The sequence below is a fragment of the Nitrospirota bacterium genome (genome assembly GCA_016219645.1).
GTDB lineage: Bacteria > Nitrospirota > Nitrospiria > Nitrospirales > Nitrospiraceae > Palsa-1315.
Map to the genome: position 1 here is coordinate 313,199 of JACRLR010000018.1, position 17,733 is coordinate 330,931.

At 55.3% G+C, this 17,733-nt stretch carries 18 protein-coding genes and 1 tRNA gene; 18 read left to right on the forward strand and 1 reads right to left on the reverse strand.

From position 1 onward, the window contains the following. The first annotated feature begins 185 nt into the window (after positions 1 to 185). The 13 genes from alaC (at position 186) to rlmB (ending at position 12,828) form a co-directional block, all read left to right on the forward strand. Entirely contained in the window at positions 186 to 1,409 is a 1,224-nt protein-coding gene (alaC, locus tag HZB34_08305) for an alanine transaminase (GenBank protein ID MBI5315958.1), read from the forward strand. Beyond that, positions 1,406 to 2,719 (forward strand): homoserine dehydrogenase, encoded by a 1,314-nt coding sequence (locus HZB34_08310; protein MBI5315959.1) that lies wholly within the window; start codon positions 1,406 to 1,408, stop codon positions 2,717 to 2,719. The genes alaC and HZB34_08310 overlap by 4 nt, the downstream gene beginning before the upstream one ends. Positions 2,720 to 2,723: 4 nt before the next feature. Further along, positions 2,724 to 3,791, forward strand: a complete 1,068-nt coding sequence (locus HZB34_08315; protein ID MBI5315960.1) for a threonine synthase — start codon at positions 2,724 to 2,726, stop codon at positions 3,789 to 3,791. 13 nt (positions 3,792 to 3,804) lie between these two features. Then, positions 3,805 to 5,046, forward strand: a complete 1,242-nt coding sequence (locus tag HZB34_08320; GenBank protein ID MBI5315961.1) for a phosphoglycerate mutase — start codon at positions 3,805 to 3,807, stop codon at positions 5,044 to 5,046. A 5-nt stretch (positions 5,047 to 5,051) separates the two neighbouring features. Then, positions 5,052 to 6,293 carry an aspartate kinase gene (locus tag HZB34_08325; GenBank protein MBI5315962.1) on the forward strand — a complete coding sequence of 414 codons (1,242 nt, stop codon included), beginning with the start codon at positions 5,052 to 5,054 and terminating at the stop codon, positions 6,291 to 6,293. A 58-nt stretch (positions 6,294 to 6,351) separates the two neighbouring features. Next, complete coding sequence (locus HZB34_08330) at positions 6,352 to 8,004, forward strand: citramalate synthase (GenBank protein ID MBI5315963.1); 1,653 nt, start codon at positions 6,352 to 6,354, stop codon at positions 8,002 to 8,004. A 149-nt stretch (positions 8,005 to 8,153) separates the two neighbouring features. Beyond that, complete coding sequence (locus tag HZB34_08335) at positions 8,154 to 8,429, forward strand: integration host factor subunit alpha (protein ID MBI5315964.1); 276 nt, start codon at positions 8,154 to 8,156, stop codon at positions 8,427 to 8,429. Positions 8,430 to 8,472: 43 nt separating this feature from the next. Further along, positions 8,473 to 8,823 (forward strand): MerR family transcriptional regulator, encoded by a 351-nt coding sequence (locus HZB34_08340; GenBank protein ID MBI5315965.1) that lies wholly within the window; start codon positions 8,473 to 8,475, stop codon positions 8,821 to 8,823. 93 nt (positions 8,824 to 8,916) lie between these two features. Further along, positions 8,917 to 8,993, forward strand: a tRNA-Pro gene (locus HZB34_08345). Between the two features lie 121 nt (positions 8,994 to 9,114). After that, positions 9,115 to 9,933, forward strand: coding sequence for a 5'/3'-nucleotidase SurE (surE, locus tag HZB34_08350; GenBank protein MBI5315966.1), 819 nt, complete (start codon positions 9,115 to 9,117; stop codon positions 9,931 to 9,933). Between the two features lie 97 nt (positions 9,934 to 10,030). Next, positions 10,031 to 10,576, forward strand: coding sequence for a DedA family protein (locus tag HZB34_08355; protein ID MBI5315967.1), 546 nt, complete (start codon positions 10,031 to 10,033; stop codon positions 10,574 to 10,576). 7 nt (positions 10,577 to 10,583) lie between these two features. Then, positions 10,584 to 12,086 carry a cysteine--tRNA ligase gene (locus HZB34_08360; protein MBI5315968.1) on the forward strand — a complete coding sequence of 501 codons (1,503 nt, stop codon included), beginning with the start codon at positions 10,584 to 10,586 and terminating at the stop codon, positions 12,084 to 12,086. Between the two features lie 10 nt (positions 12,087 to 12,096). Next, entirely contained in the window at positions 12,097 to 12,828 is a 732-nt protein-coding gene (rlmB, locus tag HZB34_08365) for a 23S rRNA (guanosine(2251)-2'-O)-methyltransferase RlmB (GenBank protein ID MBI5315969.1), read from the forward strand. A 10-nt stretch (positions 12,829 to 12,838) separates the two neighbouring features. Here rlmB and HZB34_08370 read toward each other — a convergent pair whose 3' ends face one another. After that, positions 12,839 to 13,114 (reverse strand): response regulator transcription factor, encoded by a 276-nt coding sequence (locus HZB34_08370; GenBank protein ID MBI5315970.1) that lies wholly within the window; start codon positions 13,112 to 13,114, stop codon positions 12,839 to 12,841. 220 nt (positions 13,115 to 13,334) lie between these two features. Between HZB34_08370 and HZB34_08375 the strand changes: the two genes are divergently transcribed. From HZB34_08375 to HZB34_08395, 5 genes are all read left to right on the forward strand, one after another. Beyond that, positions 13,335 to 14,117 carry a prepilin peptidase gene (locus tag HZB34_08375; protein MBI5315971.1) on the forward strand — a complete coding sequence of 261 codons (783 nt, stop codon included), beginning with the start codon at positions 13,335 to 13,337 and terminating at the stop codon, positions 14,115 to 14,117. 262 nt (positions 14,118 to 14,379) lie between these two features. Further along, a complete protein-coding gene (locus HZB34_08380; protein ID MBI5315972.1) occupies positions 14,380 to 14,829 on the forward strand; it encodes a GspH/FimT family pseudopilin in 450 nt (149 codons plus the stop codon). Beyond that, entirely contained in the window at positions 14,826 to 15,317 is a 492-nt protein-coding gene (locus tag HZB34_08385; protein MBI5315973.1) for a hypothetical protein, read from the forward strand. The genes HZB34_08380 and HZB34_08385 overlap by 4 nt, the downstream gene beginning before the upstream one ends. Continuing rightward, positions 15,262 to 16,083, forward strand: a complete 822-nt coding sequence (locus HZB34_08390) for a hypothetical protein (GenBank protein MBI5315974.1) — start codon at positions 15,262 to 15,264, stop codon at positions 16,081 to 16,083. Before HZB34_08385 ends, HZB34_08390 begins: the two co-directional genes overlap by 56 nt. Positions 16,084 to 16,174: 91 nt before the next feature. Then, positions 16,175 to 17,587 (forward strand): hypothetical protein, encoded by a 1,413-nt coding sequence (locus HZB34_08395; GenBank protein MBI5315975.1) that lies wholly within the window; start codon positions 16,175 to 16,177, stop codon positions 17,585 to 17,587. Positions 17,588 to 17,733: the final 146 nt, after the last annotated feature.

Here is a 17,733-nt window from a genome sequence, read left to right on the forward strand (position 1 = left end):
ACAGAAATTGACTGGGAGGGGCAAGGACTGGGAAGGGCAATGAGCGGCCTGTCGTCCTGATCGGTCTAGGGGGTCGGCATACAGAACCCCACAGAATCACGAGATAATTTGACTCGATATGCCCCACGCCATTAGAATAAGCCTCCGTGGTACACAGAGGTGGCAATCCCTCAGCGCCTCCTCGTATGCAGAGATTACAGACAGGGGATTCGGTGGGATTAGGCGACGGGTTTTATCGCATCAATCGGTTACCGCCTTACGTTTTTGCCCAGGTCCAGAGCCTCAAGCTGGCGGCTCGTCAACAGGGCGAAGACATTATCGATTTCGGAATGGGAAATCCTGACCAGCCGACGCCGAGTCATATCGTTGAAAAGATGATCGAAGCGGCGCGCAAGGGGAAAAATCATCGGTACTCCGCCTCTCGAGGAATTACGAAACTGCGGCATGCGATCGCAGGATGGTACAAGCGGAATTACGATGTCGATCTGGACCCTGAAACCGAGACCATCGTTACGATCGGTTCCAAAGAAGGGTTAGCACACCTGGCGTTGGCCTTGATCGGGCCAGGCGATGTCGTGCTGACACCGACGCCAACCTATCCCATTCATATGTACAGTTTCATCATTGCAGGAGGAGAAGTCAGAGGAATTGAGTTGCGCCCAGACAGCGACTTCTTCAGCGAGTTACAGAAGGTCTATCGCCAGACCTTTCCACGGCCCAAGATCTTGGTCATCAATTTTCCACATAATCCCACCACAGCCGTGGCTGACCTCGAGTTCTTTAAGAAAATCGTCGTCTTCGCCAAAGAACATAACGTCATTGTCATCCATGACCTGGCCTACGCGGATCTCGTGTTCGACGGATACAGGGCGCCGAGTTTTTTACAAGTTGACGGGGCCAAGGATGTCGGTGTCGAATTCTATACTCTCTCCAAGGCCTACAATATGCCTGGCTGGCGCGTAGGATTTTGCTGTGGTAATCGCGAGGTGGTCGGGGCCTTAGCCAAGATCAAGAGCTACCTGGATTACGGTATTTTCCAGCCTTTGCAAATTGCCAGCGTCATTGCCCTGAATGGACCACAGGATTGTGTCAAGGAGACCGTGTTGCGTTACCAGAAGCGGCGTGATGTGTTGGTGAGCGGGCTCAATCGCATTGGTTGGCAGGTGAATAAGCCTGTGGCGACCATGTTCGTTTGGGCCAGAATCCCCCTGCCCTATCGACATCTAGGTTCGTTAGAGTTCTCAAAGCTCCTGCTCCGGGAGGCGAAAGTAGCCGTGTCGCCCGGGATTGGGTTCGGTGAAGGCGGAGACGAGTATGTGCGGTTCGGTCTTGTTGAAAATGAACATCGCACAAAACAGGCTATTCGAGGCATTCGCAAAGCCCTGAAGCTTGAGGGTGCAGAAGAATGATTTCACGCGTGGGCGTCGGTATCATCGGGTTCGGAACGGTTGGGACAGGCGTCGTGAAGATTCTCATGGAGAATGCCGCCTTGATCAGCCGCCGAATTGGTGTGCCCATCGAGATCGTTCGGATTGCCGACCTCGACGTAGTACGCGACCGAGGGCTGGCTCTGCCGCCTGGCCTGCTCACGACCGATGCGAAGCAGGTTCTCACCGACCCCTCGATCGACATCGTGATCGAGTTGATCGGAGGCTGCGATGTTGCCAAACGCGTTATCCTCGAAGCCATTGCGGCAGGCAAACACGTCGTGACAGCCAATAAGGCCTTGCTTGCGTTACACGGAGAAGAAATATTTGCGGCGGCTTCCCGTTCTGGTGTCGACCTAGGCTTCGAAGCGAGTGTGGGTGGGGGGATTCCGGTCATTCAGGCGCTGAGGGAAGGGCTTGCAGCGAATACGATCCAATCCATTTATGGGATCATCAACGGGACTGCCAATTACATTCTCTCGCGCATGACCCGTGCCGGCCAGAGCTTTGAGCTGGTGCTCGACGAAGCCAAACAGGCCGGATATGCTGAGGCGGATCCGACATTCGATGTGGCCGGTATCGATTCGGCCCACAAGCTAGCGATCCTGGCGTCGTTGGCCTATGGAACGCCAGTGAATGTGAAAGATATCTATACCGAGGGGATCACCCACATTACGCCGCTCGATATTGCCTATGCTAAAGAGTTCGACTGTACGATCAAGTTGCTGGGTATTGCCAAGCTGGTCGGCAATGAAGTCGAAGCCAGAGTGCATCCCACGATGCTGCCTTCCTCGTCTCCGATAGCTCAAGTTGAGGGAGTGTACAACGCCATTCAACTTGTCGGCGATGCCGTGGGCGATGTGGTCCTCTATGGCCGGGGTGCTGGGTCCATGCCGACCGGCAGTGCGGTGGTCGGCGATCTCATGGCCATTGCGCGCAATCTGTTGAAGGGAGCGGTTGGTCGAGTGCCGCCCGCCTCGTTCCAGCCGGACCAGCGTCGTCCACTTCGGATGCGGCCGATGGAAGAAATCAACTCACTGTATTACCTCCGCTTCATGGTGTTGGACCGCCCCGGTGTCTTATCCCAAATTGCAGGGGAACTGGGACAGTGCGAGATCAGTATTTCGTCTGTACTTCAACAAGGGCGGCGCGAAGGGCAGACGGTCCCGGTCGTCATCAAGACCCATACCGCCAGGGAGCGCGATGTGCAAACGGCACTGCGAGCGATCGATCGCATGGCCTTTATCTCAGAGCCGACAACCTTGATCAGGGTCGAGGGCAAGGACGAGTAATGCGATGAAGCGCTGGCGTGGTGTCATCGAAGAGTATCGGAAGTTTCTGCCAGTAACGGATCGCACCCCGGTCGTGACGCTCGGTGAAGGCAACACTCCTCTCATCAGGGCGACAAGGTTGGCGAGACAGATCGCTCCCGGCATTGACCTCTATCTTAAATTCGAAGGCATGAATCCGACAGGGTCCTTCAAGGATCGCGGAATGACGATGGCGATCTCAAAGGCCGTCGAGTCCGGAGCCAAGGCGGTAATCTGTGCCTCCACGGGAAATACATCTGCTTCCGCTGCAGCCTATGGAGCACGGGCTGGACTGGAGGTTTACGTGTTGATTCCTGCCGGGAAGATTGCGATGGGAAAACTGTCCCAGGCCATGATGCACCAAGCCACTGTGATTCAGATTGAAGGGAATTTCGATCAGGCTTTGACTATCGTGAAGGAATTGTCGGCGACTCATCACATCGAACTGGTCAACTCGCTCAACCCCTATCGGATCGAGGGACAGAAAACCGCCGCGATGGAGGTCTGCGATCAACTTGGAGATGCCCCAGCCATTCATGTGCTGCCGGTGGGGAATGCCGGTAACATTACTGCCTATTGGAAGGGGTATCAGGAATACTGTTCTGCCAATCAATCCACGCGGTTGCCTCGTATGATCGGATTTCAGGCAGCCGGTGCAGCGCCTATCGTACTCGGTCGCATCGTGGAAAATCCACAGACCGTGGCCACGGCTATCCGGATCGGTAATCCCGCCAGCTGGAGTGCGGCTTCGATTGCTGTGAAGGAATCGATGGGAGCCATCGACTCGGTGACGGATGAAGAAATCTTGCGGGCCTATGCGGTGGTTGCCGCGACGGAGGGCGTCTTTTGCGAGCCGGCGTCTGCGGCATCGGTTGCCGGGGTGATGAAGTTGAGCAAACAAGGAAGTTTGGGTGAAGGTGAGACGGTGGTCTGTACATTGACCGGCCATGGATTGAAAGATGCCGACACAGCGATCAGCGTATCGCCCCAACCGAAAACCGTTAGAGCGACGCGGGAGGATGTCGCTCGTCTTTTACAGGTGCACACATCATGAGCGCAGGGTTCCGATGAAGCATGTCATTCTCCATGTCGATGGGATGGCAGACCGCCCTCGGCAGGAATTGGATGGGCGGACTCCTTTTCAAGCTGCTTCAACCCCTCACCTGGATCGCCTCGTGCAAGGTGGAGAGATCGGGCTTCTGGCCGCAGCGCCCGAGGGTGTGCGGCAGGGGAGCGGTCTGGTGGGGACTACCATTCTTGGATACGATCCCAAGAAATACTACCAGGGACCAGGCCCGTTCGAAGCGGCCAGCCTGGGGGTTGCCATTGGCGAGCATGATGTCGTCTATCGTTGTACGATGGTTACATTGCGGGCAGATGCCCAGGCAGGGAGTAAAGGAGGGTTGAACGAGATCAAGAAGCTTGGACCGCATGTGGCAATGGAAGATGCGACTGCAGGCCTGATTTCGACGGAAGAGGCCCGTGAATTGGTCGAGGCGATCAATGAACAGCTCGGATCCGAGATGATCCAATTCTATCCCGGATTAGGCCACCGTCATCTCATGGTGTGGGTCGATGGGAAATCGCGAGCAGCCTGCACAGATCCACAGCTGTTGGTCGGCCGGTCCATTGCCGATGCGTTGCCGACGGGAGACGGGTCCGATATTCTTCGGAAGCTCATGGACGCCTCGTTTCAGATCTTGCGCGATCATCCCCTCAACGAGGAACGTCATGCGGCAGGGCAGAAGCCGGCCAATTGTCTCTGGCTCTGGGGGCAAGGCAAGGCCGTTCTTTGGCCTAGCCTCCCTGAGCGGTTCAAGGTGTCCGGCGTGGTGATTTCGCAGAGCGATGTCCATCGCGGACTCGGCATCATGGCCGGGCTCGAAGCGGTGGACGGTGCAAGATTGGCAGGGGCGGATCTTTGTATCCACGCGGCGGTCGCTCTGGATGAGCTGAAGAAAAAGGACTTTGCTTATGTCTACGTAGGGTTGCCGGACGCGGTTGTCTATGGGCTGGATGTTGTTGCCAAGGTGAAGGGTATCGAAGCGGTCGATCGCGAATTGATAGGGCCGCTCCTCGAGGGGCTGGCCAAATTGGGATCCCATCGTATCGTGGTTTGCTGCGATGGGGGCAATGCACATCTTAGGCAGGCAGCGGAAAGTCCCTGCTTCTTCGCCTATCGGGACAGTGCGGCAACTCCCTCTAGCGGGGCTGGGCGGAGATTTACCGAGACGGATGCTCGGGCCTCGACCCTGCCTCCTCGCGATGCGACGAAGTTCGTGGTGCGGCTGTTTGCAAAAGGATCCTGACGGTCGTGTCGCTCATTGTCCAGAAATATGGAGGGACGTCAGTAGGCACGATCGAGCGGATTCACCGCGTGGCTGATCGCGTCGAGAAAGCTCATAAGAATGGTCATCGCCTTGTGATTGTTCTGTCTGCAATGAGCGGCGAAACGGATCGGTTGCTCCGGTTAGCGCATGAAGTCACATCGTTGCCTGATGATCGAGAACTCGACATGCTCCTGTCTACTGGAGAACGGGTGACCATTGCCTTGTTGGCGATGGCGTTACGGGCCCGGGGGCTTGATGCCCAATCCTTTACGGGACGCCAAGTCGGGATCATGACCGACAGCGCCCATACGAAAGCGCGTATCACCAGGGTCAGTGCCGATCGAATCCGCGAGGCATTGGGCAACGGAGTCATCCCAGTGGTTGCCGGTTTTCAAGGGATCAATGAACAGTCGGATGTGACGACGTTGGGACGTGGCGGCTCCGACCTGACGGCAGTTGCCCTCGCGGCGGCTCTGAAGGCCGATCGATGCATCATCTTTACCGACGTCGACGGTGTCTACACTTCAGATCCCAACATTGTGCCGGCGGCGCGACGAATTGAGAAGATTTCCTATGAAGAAATGCTGGAGATGGCCAGTTTGGGCGCCAAAGTCCTACAGAGCCGTTCCGTCGAATTCGCCGCAAAGTTCAATGTGCCGGTGGAGGTGAATTCCAGCTTTAAGGAAGGAAGGGGGACGCTTGTGACGCGTGAAGATGAGGATATGGAAGCGGTTGCAGTATCTGGAGTCACCGGCGATCGGAATCAGGCCAAGATCACGATTGTGGGTGTGCCGGACAAACCGGGTATCGCCTCTCAACTGTTCGGGCCAGTAGCCAAGGCGAACATCAATGTTGACATGATCATCCAGAACATGAGTCAGTCCGGCATGACGGATATTTCCTTCACGATTCCACGGGTGGACGTCAAGAAGGCCCTGCCATTGATTCAGGACGTAGCGAAAGGGATCGATGCCAAATCCGTTGCCGTGACAGAGGCGATCGCGAAAGTCTCGCTGGTCGGTGTCGGGATGCGGTCCCATTCAGGGGTTGCCGCCAAGATGTTCGAAGTCTTGTCCCATGAAGGTGTGAACATCCTCATGATCAGCACTTCGGAGATCAAGATCTCCTGTGTCATTGATGAAAAGTATGCGGAGCTCGCAATGCGTTCGCTCCATACCGCGTTCGGGTTGGATCAGTCACCGGCAGAGGATCAGGCTGCAAAGTAGCGGATTTCTGCGATGTGGGTCTCGACAGGTTTGTCCTGCTCCTGGTATCGTTCTCCGTATGGCTCGAAAATCTTCACCACCACGGTCTTCACAAGGCAGCTCGGCCGGCTCCACGTTGTCCGGCACTCCTCGTCCTTCCGCCCGCCCACCGGCCCTGGAAATCTATGACACAACCTTACGGGACGGGGCTCAAGCCGAGGATGTCGCCTTTTCAGCCGAAGACAAGGTTCGGGTGGCCCAACAGCTAGATGGGCTGGGCGTGCAGTTCATTGAAGGTGGATGGCCGGGAGCGAATCCCAAAGACATCGAGTTTTTTCGGATGATCAAGACTGTCCCCTTGCAGACAGCGGCGGTGGTGGCATTCGGGTCGACCAGAAAAGCCAGCAACGCCGTCCAGAAGGATCCGAATATCAAGGCGTTGTTAGAAGCGGAAACGAAGATCATCACGGTATTTGGAAAAACCTGGTCCCTGCACGTGACCGATGCGCTCGGCATTTCACTGGTAACGAATCTTGAACTCATCAGCGATTCTGTGGCCCATCTTCGATCGAAAGGTCGAAGGGTGTTCTACGATGCGGAGCATTTCTTCGACGGATACAAAACCAATCCGGACTACGCGTTAGAGACCATTCGCCAAGCCGTAGCCTCCGGGGCTGAGCGGGTGATTCTTTGCGATACCAACGGCGGAGCGATGCCGTGGGAAATCAAAGAGATTTGCCAGGTCGTTCGGCGTGAGTGTGTTGTGCCCTTGGGGATTCACGCCCACAACGATTGCGAAATGGCCGTGGCGAATTCGCTGGTGGCGATCGAAGCCGGTGTGGTACAGGTGCAGGGGACGATTAATGGAATTGGTGAACGATGCGGCAACGCCAATCTCTGTTCGATCATTCCCAATCTCGAACTGAAGATGAAACGTCCGGTTTTGAAAGACCGGTTAAGCCATCTAAAGCGAGTTTCGGGATTCGTCACCGAGATCGCGAACCTTATGCCCAATACACACCAACCCTATGTGGGGGATTCAGCGTTTGCCCACAAGGGAGGGGTCCATATCCATGCGGTGCTGAAGAATCCTGCGACCTATGAGCATGTGATCCCAAAGTCGGTCGGCAACCGTCAACGTATGTTGGTATCGGACGCGGCAGGTCGGAGCGGTTTGCTGGAGAAAGTCGAGGCCTATGGGATCAAATTGGACAAGGACCATGCCAAAGTGCAGGAACTGATCGATACCATGAAGGAGCGTGAAAGTGAGGGTTACCAGTTTGAAGCGGCGGAAGGTTCCTTCGAATTACTCATGCGGAAAGCAATGGGGACGCATAGGCCCTCTTTCCAACTTCTGGGATTTCGAGTAATTGTTGAGAAAAAACAGGACCACGGTGCCTCTTCATCGGAGGCTACCGTGATGGTGAAAGTCGGCGAGGTAGTGGAACATGCGGCAGCAGTCGGCGCAGGTCCAGTCAACGCGCTCGACCATGCATTGCGGAAAGCATTGGAAAAGTTCTATCCCCAGCTTCGAGAAGTCAAGCTGCTGGACTATAAAGTGCGAGTCCTGTCAGCTAATCGAGGAACAGAATCCAAAGTGAGGGTGTTGATCGAATCGGGTGATCACAAAGATAAATGGGGCACTGTCGGCGTGTCTGAGAACATTATGGAAGCGAGTTGGCAAGCGCTGGCCGACAGCATCGAATATAAGTTGCTTGCCCAGGATGAATGAGTGAGTGAGTGAGTGAGACCTCTAGCTCGCTATCTTTCTGCTTGACAGGCCGTATAACCTCACGTAACTTATAGCGAAACCGCCGATATTTCATAAGACGTTCACTGGCGATCGTTCGAAAGGTTTGTGTCGGTGTCGGAGGGGAGAGCATGAGGAAGGCAGATATTGCGAACGAAATCTACAAGCAGGTCGGTATTTCAAAAAATGAAGCAGCGGATATCGTCGAACTTGTGCTGAATATGTTGAAAGCCGTGTTACATAAGGGGGAGTCGGTCAAGATTGCCGGATTCGGAAACTTTGTGGTACGGAGTAAAGGAGCACGGAAAGGCCGGAATCCAAGGACCGGTGAAGAAATAGGAATTACGCCCCGTCGTGTCGTGACATTTCGTCCCAGTCAAGTATTTAAGAAATACGTCAATTCATAGCCTCATTCAATCACCTTAACTCATCCCGCCACGAGGACCGGTCATGGGGAACGAGCCCAGGCTGGGCAGCAAGGTCTTTTATAAAATCGGCGAAGTCAGCCAGATTACCAAGCTACCGGCTTACGTGTTGCGATTCTGGGAGTCAGAGTTCCCATTTCTCAAGCCGAAGAAGAGTCGTGGGAATCAGCGGCTCTATGTCCGGCGAGAAGTCGAAACAGTCTTGGAAATCAAGCGGTTGCTCTATGAAGAAGGGTATACACTCGCGGGTGTCAAACGTTACTGGACCAGACGAGGCAGGGTGTCGAACCAACAAGTCGGGCCTAAAGAACTCGCGCAGAAACTACGAGGAAATCTCAAAGCAATTCTCAAAATCTTGGAGTCGCATTCCGACTGACGATGCTCCGGCTTCGACTCTTCCGAGCCGGTTGCATTCCGACTGCCTCCAAGGAGACAATACGGGACGATGGTGAAACTGAATAGAACCTGTCGGGGCGTGGCGCAGCCCGGTAGCGTACTCGCTTGGGGTGCGAGTGGTCGGCCGTTCAAATCGGCTCGCCCCGACCAATTAATCACAGTGCTGAGCGATGAGTTCTGAGTGCTGAGAGGCAGAGGACATTCAGTTCATCGCTTCTCCGCGCTCAGTCCGTAACCATCAAAAAGGAAGCTGCCTCGCGCAGCTTTTTTTATGCCTGGTCCTCCGAAACGCTTTCTGGTCACCAATGATGACGGAGTTCACTCGCCTGGTTTGACGGCGCTTGCGAAGGCCTTGTCGAAGATGGGTGAAGTGTGGGTCGTTGCGCCGGATCGAGAAAGGACTGCTGTGGCGCATGCCGTGACACTCCATAAACCATTACGAGTGCAGCAGCTTGGAGCAAGGACCTATGCGGTGAATGGAACGCCGGTCGATTGTGTGAATCTGGCGCTCTTAAAGGTGATGCCGTCACCGCCAGACCTTCTTGTGTCAGGTATCAATAAAGGTGTGAATCTCGGTGATGACGTGCTGTATTCCGGGACAGTCTCGGCGGCGATGGAAGGGACGATCCTCGGTGTCCCCTCCATGGCTGTGTCCCAGGAGGGCAAAGAGCATTTTTACTTTAGTGCAGGAGCCCTATATGCCATGCGTATTGCTCGCTTGATTCTGAAAGAGGGTTTGCCGGATGAAACGCTCGTCAATCTCAATATTCCCAATCGGGCTTTCGAGTCGATCACTGGAGTCCGAGTCACCTGCCTCAGCCGGAGGCGTTTCGACAACCCGATCACTGAAAAAGTCGATCCCCACGGCAGGACCTACTACTGGATTGCCGGCACCCGTGTGTCCTGGAGCAGGAGCAAGGATGCCGACCATGAGGCGCTTGAGCAAGGGGCGGTTTCCCTCACCCCGATTCATCTCGATACGACGAATCATGGGGTGTTGGATCGATTCCGGAAGTGGGAAACGCTGTGCCGGCCAGATGAGGGCCGGGCGGCTACATCGAAAAAGATGAAGGGCACACAGAAGGGTTAGGTCTGTGGGGAATCTGATCGAAGCGATCATTACAGAGCTCAGCCGGTTTGTTGTGTCGACGATCTCGACATTCGGTTACACCGGTATCTTTATCACCATGGCTATCGAGAGCGCCTGCATTCCATTGCCCAGCGAAATCATCATGCCCTTTTCCGGGTATCTTGTGACGACGGGGCAGTTCACGATGCTGGGTGTGACATTGGCCGGCGCTCTCGGGAATGTTGCCGGGTCGGTTGTGGCCTACTACGCCGGTGTGTGGGGTGGTCGGCCCTTCGTTGAGCGATATGGACCCTATCTGTTGGTGTCGAGAAAAGACATCGAGATGGCCGATCGGTGGTTTGCCAAATATGGCGATGCGGCCGTATTTTTCAGCAGAATGCTTCCGGTCGTCCGGACCTTCATCTCGTTGCCGGCCGGTATCGCCCGCGTGAGTATTTATCGGTTCATGCTCTACACATTTCTCGGCGCATTACCCTGGTGCTATCTGTTGGCCTATATCGGCGTGAAGATGGGAGAGCAATGGGAGCATCTGAGAGACTACTTCCATCAGTTCGACATCGTGATAGGCCTCTGCCTGGCGATCGCAGTGGGTTATTTTCTCTGGTCCCATTGGCCGAAACGCCGCGTCACTCCGGAGTTGTAACCGGCCCATGCTTTCGATCCACAACACGCTCACCGGGAAAAAGGAGCCGTTTGAATCACTCGTGCCGAAGTTCGTTCGAATGTATGTCTGCGGCATGACCGTCTACGATTATTGCCACATTGGCCATGCGCGCAGCGCACTGGTGTTCGATGTGATCCGGCGATATCTCGAGTTCACCGGTTACCATGTTGAATTCGTCAAGAACTTCACAGACGTTGACGACAAGATCATCAAGCGAGCGAACGAGCAAGGCGTCTCCTGCGAAACGATTACGACCAGGTTCATCGAGGCCTACGACGCCGACATGGGCAAGCTCGGGATCAAACGGGCAACGGCGGAGCCGAAAGCGACCGAGCATATGGCCGAGATCATTGAGTTGGTCAGCCGGCTGATTCAGAAAGGTCTCGCCTATGACGTGGCAGGCGATGTCTATTTCCAGGTCGACAGATACCTGACCTATGGCCGCCTCTCTAAACGTAGGCTGGAAGACTTGCAAGCCGGTGCACGAGTGGAGGTGGATGAACGGAAACGCCATGCGATGGATTTTGCCCTCTGGAAAAGGAGCAAGCCAGGTGAGCCATCATGGGAGAGTCCCTGGGGCCTTGGGCGTCCGGGTTGGCACATCGAATGCTCCGCCATGTCCATGCGGCATTTGGGTGAGACGTTCGATATTCATGGCGGGGGGATGGATCTGATTTTTCCGCACCATGAAAACGAGATCGCGCAGTCCTGTGGCGCGACGGGGAAAGAATTCGCGCGCTACTGGATTCACAACGGCTTCGTGCAAATCAACAAGGAGAAGATGTCAAAGTCTCTTGGAAATTTCTTCACGATTCGAGAGATCTTTGAGAAGTCAGAATGGTCGGAGGATGTCACGGGCGAAATCTTACGCTATTTCCTCCTCTCGACTCATTATCGCGGGCCACTGGATTTTTCAGAGCAAAGTTTGAAAGAAGCGAAGAATGCGTTGAACGGGTTTTACGATCTCTTCACTCGATTGGCCGAAACAGGGCAAGGTTCGACAGAGACCGACCATGATCTCCAGTTTGCAGTTGGTTTCACCAGCGAGATGTTCAACAGAGGCATGGACGACGATTTCAATACGCCAGTGGCGATCGCAGTACTACAGAGATTGCGAAGCGACGTGAATAAACTGTTAGACAAGGGCCTCTCGACTGAGGCACGAAAGATCGCCAGAGAGGAATTTCGTTCGCTGGGCAATGTGTTGGGGTTGTTCCAATCGGACAAGTGGCAGTTTGTAGGAGGCAAAGTTGTGACGCCAGGCGTCGCGCACCTGAAACTGACGCCCTTTCCACCAACCGTCAAGGTTGATCAAGTATCACCCGAGACTGAACTCTCGGAAGCGCAGATCGAACAACAGATCGCGGAGCGTCTCGATGCAAAAAAGAAGAAGAACTTTCCGAAAGCCGATGAGATTAGGAAGTTCCTCGCCTCCCACGGTATCGTCATCGAAGATAAGCCTGACGGCACCAGCCGGTGGAAGCGATAGTCAGCCAGAACTGATCTATGGTCTGCACACCGTGCGTGAGGCTTTGCGCGCCGGCTCTCGGCCGCTTCAGAGGCTGCTCATGCTGCGAACTGATCGACAGTTTGCGGACCTTCTCCATCTTGCCAAGGCAAAGCGGATCCCCGTCCACATTGAACCTCCGCCTGTCTTCGATCGATTGGTGCCGAGCGGACACCACCAGGGAGTGATCGCGCTCATCGCGGCGAAATTCTACGACACGACTGAGCAGATTCTTGAGCAGGCGAAGACGAGAGGGGAGCCACCATTTCTCGTCCTCCTTGACGGAGTTGAAGATCCCCACAACTTGGGCGCGGTCTTGCGGACGGCCGAAGCAGCTGGTGTCCACGGGGTGTTCATTCCGGAACGCCGTGCAGTCGGCCTGACATCAGTGGTGGCAAAGGTATCAGCTGGGGCGCTCGATCACATCTCCGTCGGACGCGTGGGCAACCTGATTCGTTTGATTCAGAGCCTCAAAGAGACAGGCCTGTGGGTCTACGGATTGGATCCACAGGCGAAAAAGCTCCATACCGATATCGACCTGACCGGGCCGATTGCGTTAGTGCTTGGTGGCGAAGGGGAAGGGATTCGTTCTAGTGTGTTGGGGGAATGCGACGACCGTATCAGGATCCGGATGCAGGGCCGCGTCCAGTCGCTGAATGTCTCAGCTGCAGCGGCCGTCGCGTTATTCGAAGTGGTCCGTCAGCGACGCGGCGGCGCCGTTTAAGCGGTGAGGCCTACCGAACTTTGATCGTCCCGTCTTGAATCGCGGATTTGAGCAGTTGAGCGGTGTTCGACACGCGCATCTTTTTCATCATGTTGGCCCGATGCGCCTCGACGGTCTTGACGCTGATCTTGAGTCGTTGACCGATTTCCTTGTTTTTGAACCCGGCCCATATCAATTCCAGGATCTCCTGTTCCCGGCTTGTGAGCGACTCAGGCCTCTTCTTGCGAGGTGGTGGGGTGAGATTGGCCAAGGAAGTTCTGGTTTTCGACTTTGCGGTCCGTGCCATTATCTTGTTCTCCTTTGACGAAAAAAATAGTACGGTATAATTCACTCTGACGAGTATGGGTGCAAGAATATACCCTCGCCGAGCAGGCAGCGATTATAAAGAACTCTCTCACCATAAGTAAACTATGGGATCCTGGCCCCAGTGAAGCTACCTAATTTGTTTCATTTGGCATGCGAAGGGGCCAGCATGGTCCAATCCTGGGCCTGTTTCTGAGTCGCCTATGTATGAAGGGGCTCTCTATCTCGTAGTCGGAACCCTCGGCGCCCTGATCGGCAGTTTTCTCAATGTCTGCATCTTCAGGCTGCCTCGAGGCGAATCGATCGTCTGGCCAGGTTCCCATTGCCCCTCTTGCGCTCATGCAATCAACTTCTATGACAATATTCCTCTATTGAGCTACCTGTGGCTTGCTGGACGCTGTCGGGCATGCCGCGCGCCGATTTCGATACGATACCCGCTCGTTGAAGCGACTAATGCCCTTGGGTATCTTACAATTTTATGGTTCTTCGGCCCAAGCTGGACGTCTGTCCTCTATGCCCTGTTGTTTTCTGGGTTGGTCGTGGTCACTGGAACGGATCTCACTCATAAAATAATCCCCAATGTCATTACCTTTCCAGGGATGGTGGTTGGACTTCTTGGCGCAGTGACCGTCTTGCCGGTTGGTGTGATCAATTCGGTGCTTGGTCTCACTGTGGGAGGCGGTATCCTTTGGCTCCTGGCCTGGCTGAGTCCCTATCTCTTCGGCAAAGAGGGAATGGGAGGCGGCGATATCAAATTGCTGGCTATGGTCGGTGCGTTTCTTGGCTGGAAACCAGCGCTTCTCACCATCATGATCGGTTCGCTCACCGGTTCTATCATCGGCATCAGCTTGATCGCTCTGCATATCATCAAGCGTGATGACTATATTCCCTTTGGTCCCTTCCTTGTGTTGGGCGCTCTCCTCTCCATGTTTTTTGCCCAGCCTCTCCTCGATTGGTATCAAGGTCTGCTTGGTGGGGCAGACTGACATCCTTCCTGTATCTCTTCGGACGAATCCCTGTATCTAAATAGTGAAGTGCTTTACTCGTTTCCCGCTTATTTTCTGTTCAGGTCAGTGACCCGATCATTTTTGATAATTCCTCGGGACGACGCGAGACTGCGCGATCTTGCAGAGAATTGTGGCCGCGTTCGCTCAATACATTCCGTCGTCTGGGAATGGATCAAGATGGGCATGGGTCTTGGAGGCCAGGTTCATCATGATAGGAAGAATGTTTCTGTGAGGGAGGGACATGTCGGCAGAACTACACATTCGTGAACAAGGCTGGAGTCTGACAGAGGTTCTCACCGTGCTGGCAATCACGGGCCTCTTGGCAGCGTTAGCTTGGCCGAGTTATCAGACAATGACCGCAAGAGTTCAGGCACGCAGCGCCACTTCGGAGATCGCCTCTGAGCTTCGGCTGGCCAGGCAATTGGCGATGGCCAGGCGGGAGCGCCTTCGCGTCATATTCGATCGGGAGGGCCGCACGATCACGCTTCGACGTGGAGATGTCGAGGAGATCCTCGACATCTATCATTATGCGGACAAGGGAGTGGTCGTGGAGGAGCCAACCTCCGGTCCCGAGCTGTTCTTTTATCCCAGCGGTCGATCGGCAACCCCCACAACCATTCGTGTGCGAGACAGTCAGGGCCGGGAAACCACGTTCACAGTGAGCATCACCGGAAAAGTGTCCATCTCATGACGCAAGATCGATTATGCCGTGCAGAAGGCGGAGCCAGTTTTGCCGAAGTGTTCGTGGCCATGGCGTTGACGATGATCGGGTTGGCCGGTGCTATGGGGGCCTTTCTGGCAGCAGAACGGGGTCTTCGGACTGGTATGGTGGCGACGCGGGCCCTCGCGATGGCGGAATCTCGGATTGAAGCGAAACGATCTGTGCGATGGGATCGTCTCTTACTGGATGATTTGAATCACGATGGTGTCCCTGACGTTGTGATGCATGATGACGGAGCAGATGGCGATGTGATGGCCGGTGATGGAGTGTACTCCGGTCGTTGGGACCAGGATGGCGTCCACCTCATCTGGACCGTGACGCCGAGCCGTTCCGGTTCGTTTTCTGCCTCAGGGCATGTCCTCATGGAAGCTCGCGCAGTCTACACAGCCGATGATGGCCAGCATGAAGTACGAGTCGGTACCCTGCGGGCTAATCCTGTGTTCGTCGGAAGTCAATAACGTGGCGCTGACGGGAATAGGCAGGATGCAGGCAGGAAACCGCACAGCAAGCACCTACGATGGAATTCGGAGGGAGGCTGGGATCAGCTTGACCGAGCTGCTCTTTGCCACCGCAGCCGGCCTGGTTGTTCTTGGCGCCACGCTTCAGTCCCTGTCCTATTTCCAACAACGGTTTATGAAGCAACAATATGAGATCGCGCAGGAGCAGGATCTTCGCCTTGGCTTAGAAGTCCTTGAGCAAGAATTACGGCTTGCAGGATCCGGCTCTCTCACCACTGCCGCTCAGGACACAGTGGAGTTTTCGGCGAATCTGCAGGGCCTCTCAACCAGAGTCACGGCAGGGGCGTCCCTTGGTCAAACGGCCCTGTCGGTCGAGGACGGGCGAGGGTGGGATGATCGGAATACCATCATGGCCTGTTGGGTCGAAGGTTGCGAGACGCTCACCTTGGCTCGTAATGGCCAACGGTATCTGCTCACGGTAACTCAGCCGCTGACTAGGGCAATTCCAAACGGGGCTTTTGTTGTCCTCCTGAATCATGTCCGATACTACAGCCGTCGCGATGGCCAGGGGATTCTTAGGCTGCTTCGGCAGGTCGATGGCGGCGCGAGTGTTTTAGTAAAAGATGTGAAGGAGGTGCGGTTTTCCTACTGGGATGAAAACGGCCAGGCGGTGACGCAGCCAGCGCTCGTCAAGCTCGTTGTCATTGAGGCGATGTTGTCCGATCGAGTAATTCGCGCAGTCCGGGAAATTAGTCTCAGGACATAAGATCGGGAGTGAGGATATGGGGACGAGAGAGAACTGCAGATCGACACTCATGAATCCATGCGACAGAGGCCATGTGCTTCTTGGGGCGCTCATGTTGATCTTGCTCCTGGGCATCGTCGGCATGACGTCTTTGTATCTAGCTGGTCAGGATGGACCGGGCGTCAGTGCCATGAAAGAAGACAATCTCGCGCAACAGCTGGCCGAAGGTGCAGCGGATGTCGTAATGAGTTGGTTTCACGATTCCTCAGGTACTCCAACAGTCATTGCCGGATTGCTCGCCAAGCGTCAAGGTGACCCAGCGAGCGGGCCCTCTTTCTTCGATGCAGCCGGGCGTTCGCAGTTTGTCGGGACCGCGGATCACCCCGATCTCTTACTTGATGCAGCCAACCAGATGGATGATCAGCTATTAAATGGTTCGCCCAACGGCTTCCACAATTCCCTCGGAGGGCTTGGTCGAATCAGTATGGTGAGAATGTATGGCCCCTTACAGCCAGGCTTGCTGAGCACAGTCGAGGTCACAGCCACGACGGTCGATCACCGGCCGGTTGCGCGAACGGTTCAGCTTCAGCTTGGCGCCCTGTCGATCCCTGCGATTCGTGCAGCGGTGCAAGTTGGGCAGGCTCTCGGTTCTCCACAGCCAGGCAGTGAATCTCCTGTCATGGTCCATTGGGGCGATCTGCGGGTATTGGGCGATCTCGTGGTGCAGCAAGTCGAGGACCTGGCGCTCAAAAATCTTGCAGCCCCTGTCACCAATCAATCATATGACCAGATGCCATTTGCCCAGGATCGTTGGACGGAATATTGGATCGGAGGGGCGGTTTCCGTCATCGCCCCTCCCGCAGGCCAAGGCGCGAATCCCCCGCTGCCTGATAATGTTCACCAGCAACAATATCCGACGCCAGGGGTGAGGCTCGACCGGTGGGAGTATGACCAGCTCAAGAAGATCGCGCTACGCTGGGGAACCTATTATCACCTTGATCATGCGGGGCAACTCCATCCATATGGAGATTCGGACTCTGACCAGGGAATCACGCCTGCAGAGGCGCTGGAATCCCAAGCTACAGGGGACCAACGGGGACTAGTCTTCATCGATACGGTCGATGGACAACCGCCCAATGCCGATAATATGGGAACGCTGGTGCTGAATGCGGATTACGTCGAAGCGCTTCTAGCCGTGCAAGGCCACGTGGTGCTCAGGCCTCCTGCGGGGGGGAAGTCAATTTCCGTCCTCAGTCCATCTACGGCAGGGACAGAGTCGCTGGGTGCAAGGCTGCCGGTTCAATTGTCCGGTATCCACGTCAATGGCCTGCTGTATGCGGCTGGCGCGGTCAGGATTGAACGATCTGCTCGCCTGTACGGGGCCCTGCTGGCAGGACAAGGAGTGACGTCGATAAGCAGCGGGACTGTGATAGAGGTTTGGTACAACGCTGATTTGGCGCAGGGACTTTTTCGGGGGCTTCCGGTTGTGTATCGCGCTCCGGGAACCTGGCTGGCGAAATATTAGCAGGGTGCTTATATGGACTCCCCCTCCGGTGCAAGGTCACGGGTCATGGCGATAGGGTCTGACTGCACGCATATATTCGGCCTCGTGGTGAACCCCTGTTCGGGTTCGGGCCCTGATGGACATTCGCGCACCGGGTCCTCATCAGA

Excerpts from the sequence above, each read along its gene's own strand:
- alaC (MBI5315958.1), top strand. The coding sequence starts at position 186 with ATGCAGAGATTACAGACAGGGGATTCGGTGGGATTAGGCGACGGGTTT.
- HZB34_08310 (MBI5315959.1), top strand. The coding sequence starts at position 1,406 with ATGATTTCACGCGTGGGCGTCGGTATCATCGGGTTCGGAACGGTTGGG.
- HZB34_08315 (MBI5315960.1), top strand. The coding sequence starts at position 2,724 with ATGAAGCGCTGGCGTGGTGTCATCGAAGAGTATCGGAAGTTTCTGCCA.
- HZB34_08320 (MBI5315961.1), top strand. The coding sequence starts at position 3,805 with ATGAAGCATGTCATTCTCCATGTCGATGGGATGGCAGACCGCCCTCGG.
- HZB34_08330 (MBI5315963.1), top strand. The coding sequence starts at position 6,352 with ATGGCTCGAAAATCTTCACCACCACGGTCTTCACAAGGCAGCTCGGCC.
- HZB34_08335 (MBI5315964.1), top strand. The coding sequence starts at position 8,154 with ATGAGGAAGGCAGATATTGCGAACGAAATCTACAAGCAGGTCGGTATT.
- HZB34_08340 (MBI5315965.1), top strand. The coding sequence starts at position 8,473 with ATGGGGAACGAGCCCAGGCTGGGCAGCAAGGTCTTTTATAAAATCGGC.
- surE (MBI5315966.1), top strand. The coding sequence starts at position 9,115 with ATGCCTGGTCCTCCGAAACGCTTTCTGGTCACCAATGATGACGGAGTT.
- HZB34_08355 (MBI5315967.1), top strand. The coding sequence starts at position 10,031 with ATGGCTATCGAGAGCGCCTGCATTCCATTGCCCAGCGAAATCATCATG.
- HZB34_08360 (MBI5315968.1), top strand. The coding sequence starts at position 10,584 with ATGCTTTCGATCCACAACACGCTCACCGGGAAAAAGGAGCCGTTTGAA.
- HZB34_08370 (MBI5315970.1), bottom strand. The coding sequence starts at position 13,114 with ATGGCACGGACCGCAAAGTCGAAAACCAGAACTTCCTTGGCCAATCTC.
- HZB34_08375 (MBI5315971.1), top strand. The coding sequence starts at position 13,335 with ATGTATGAAGGGGCTCTCTATCTCGTAGTCGGAACCCTCGGCGCCCTG.
- HZB34_08380 (MBI5315972.1), top strand. The coding sequence starts at position 14,380 with ATGTCGGCAGAACTACACATTCGTGAACAAGGCTGGAGTCTGACAGAG.
- HZB34_08385 (MBI5315973.1), top strand. The coding sequence starts at position 14,826 with ATGACGCAAGATCGATTATGCCGTGCAGAAGGCGGAGCCAGTTTTGCC.
- HZB34_08390 (MBI5315974.1), top strand. The coding sequence starts at position 15,262 with ATGAAGTACGAGTCGGTACCCTGCGGGCTAATCCTGTGTTCGTCGGAA.
- HZB34_08395 (MBI5315975.1), top strand. The coding sequence starts at position 16,175 with ATGTTGATCTTGCTCCTGGGCATCGTCGGCATGACGTCTTTGTATCTA.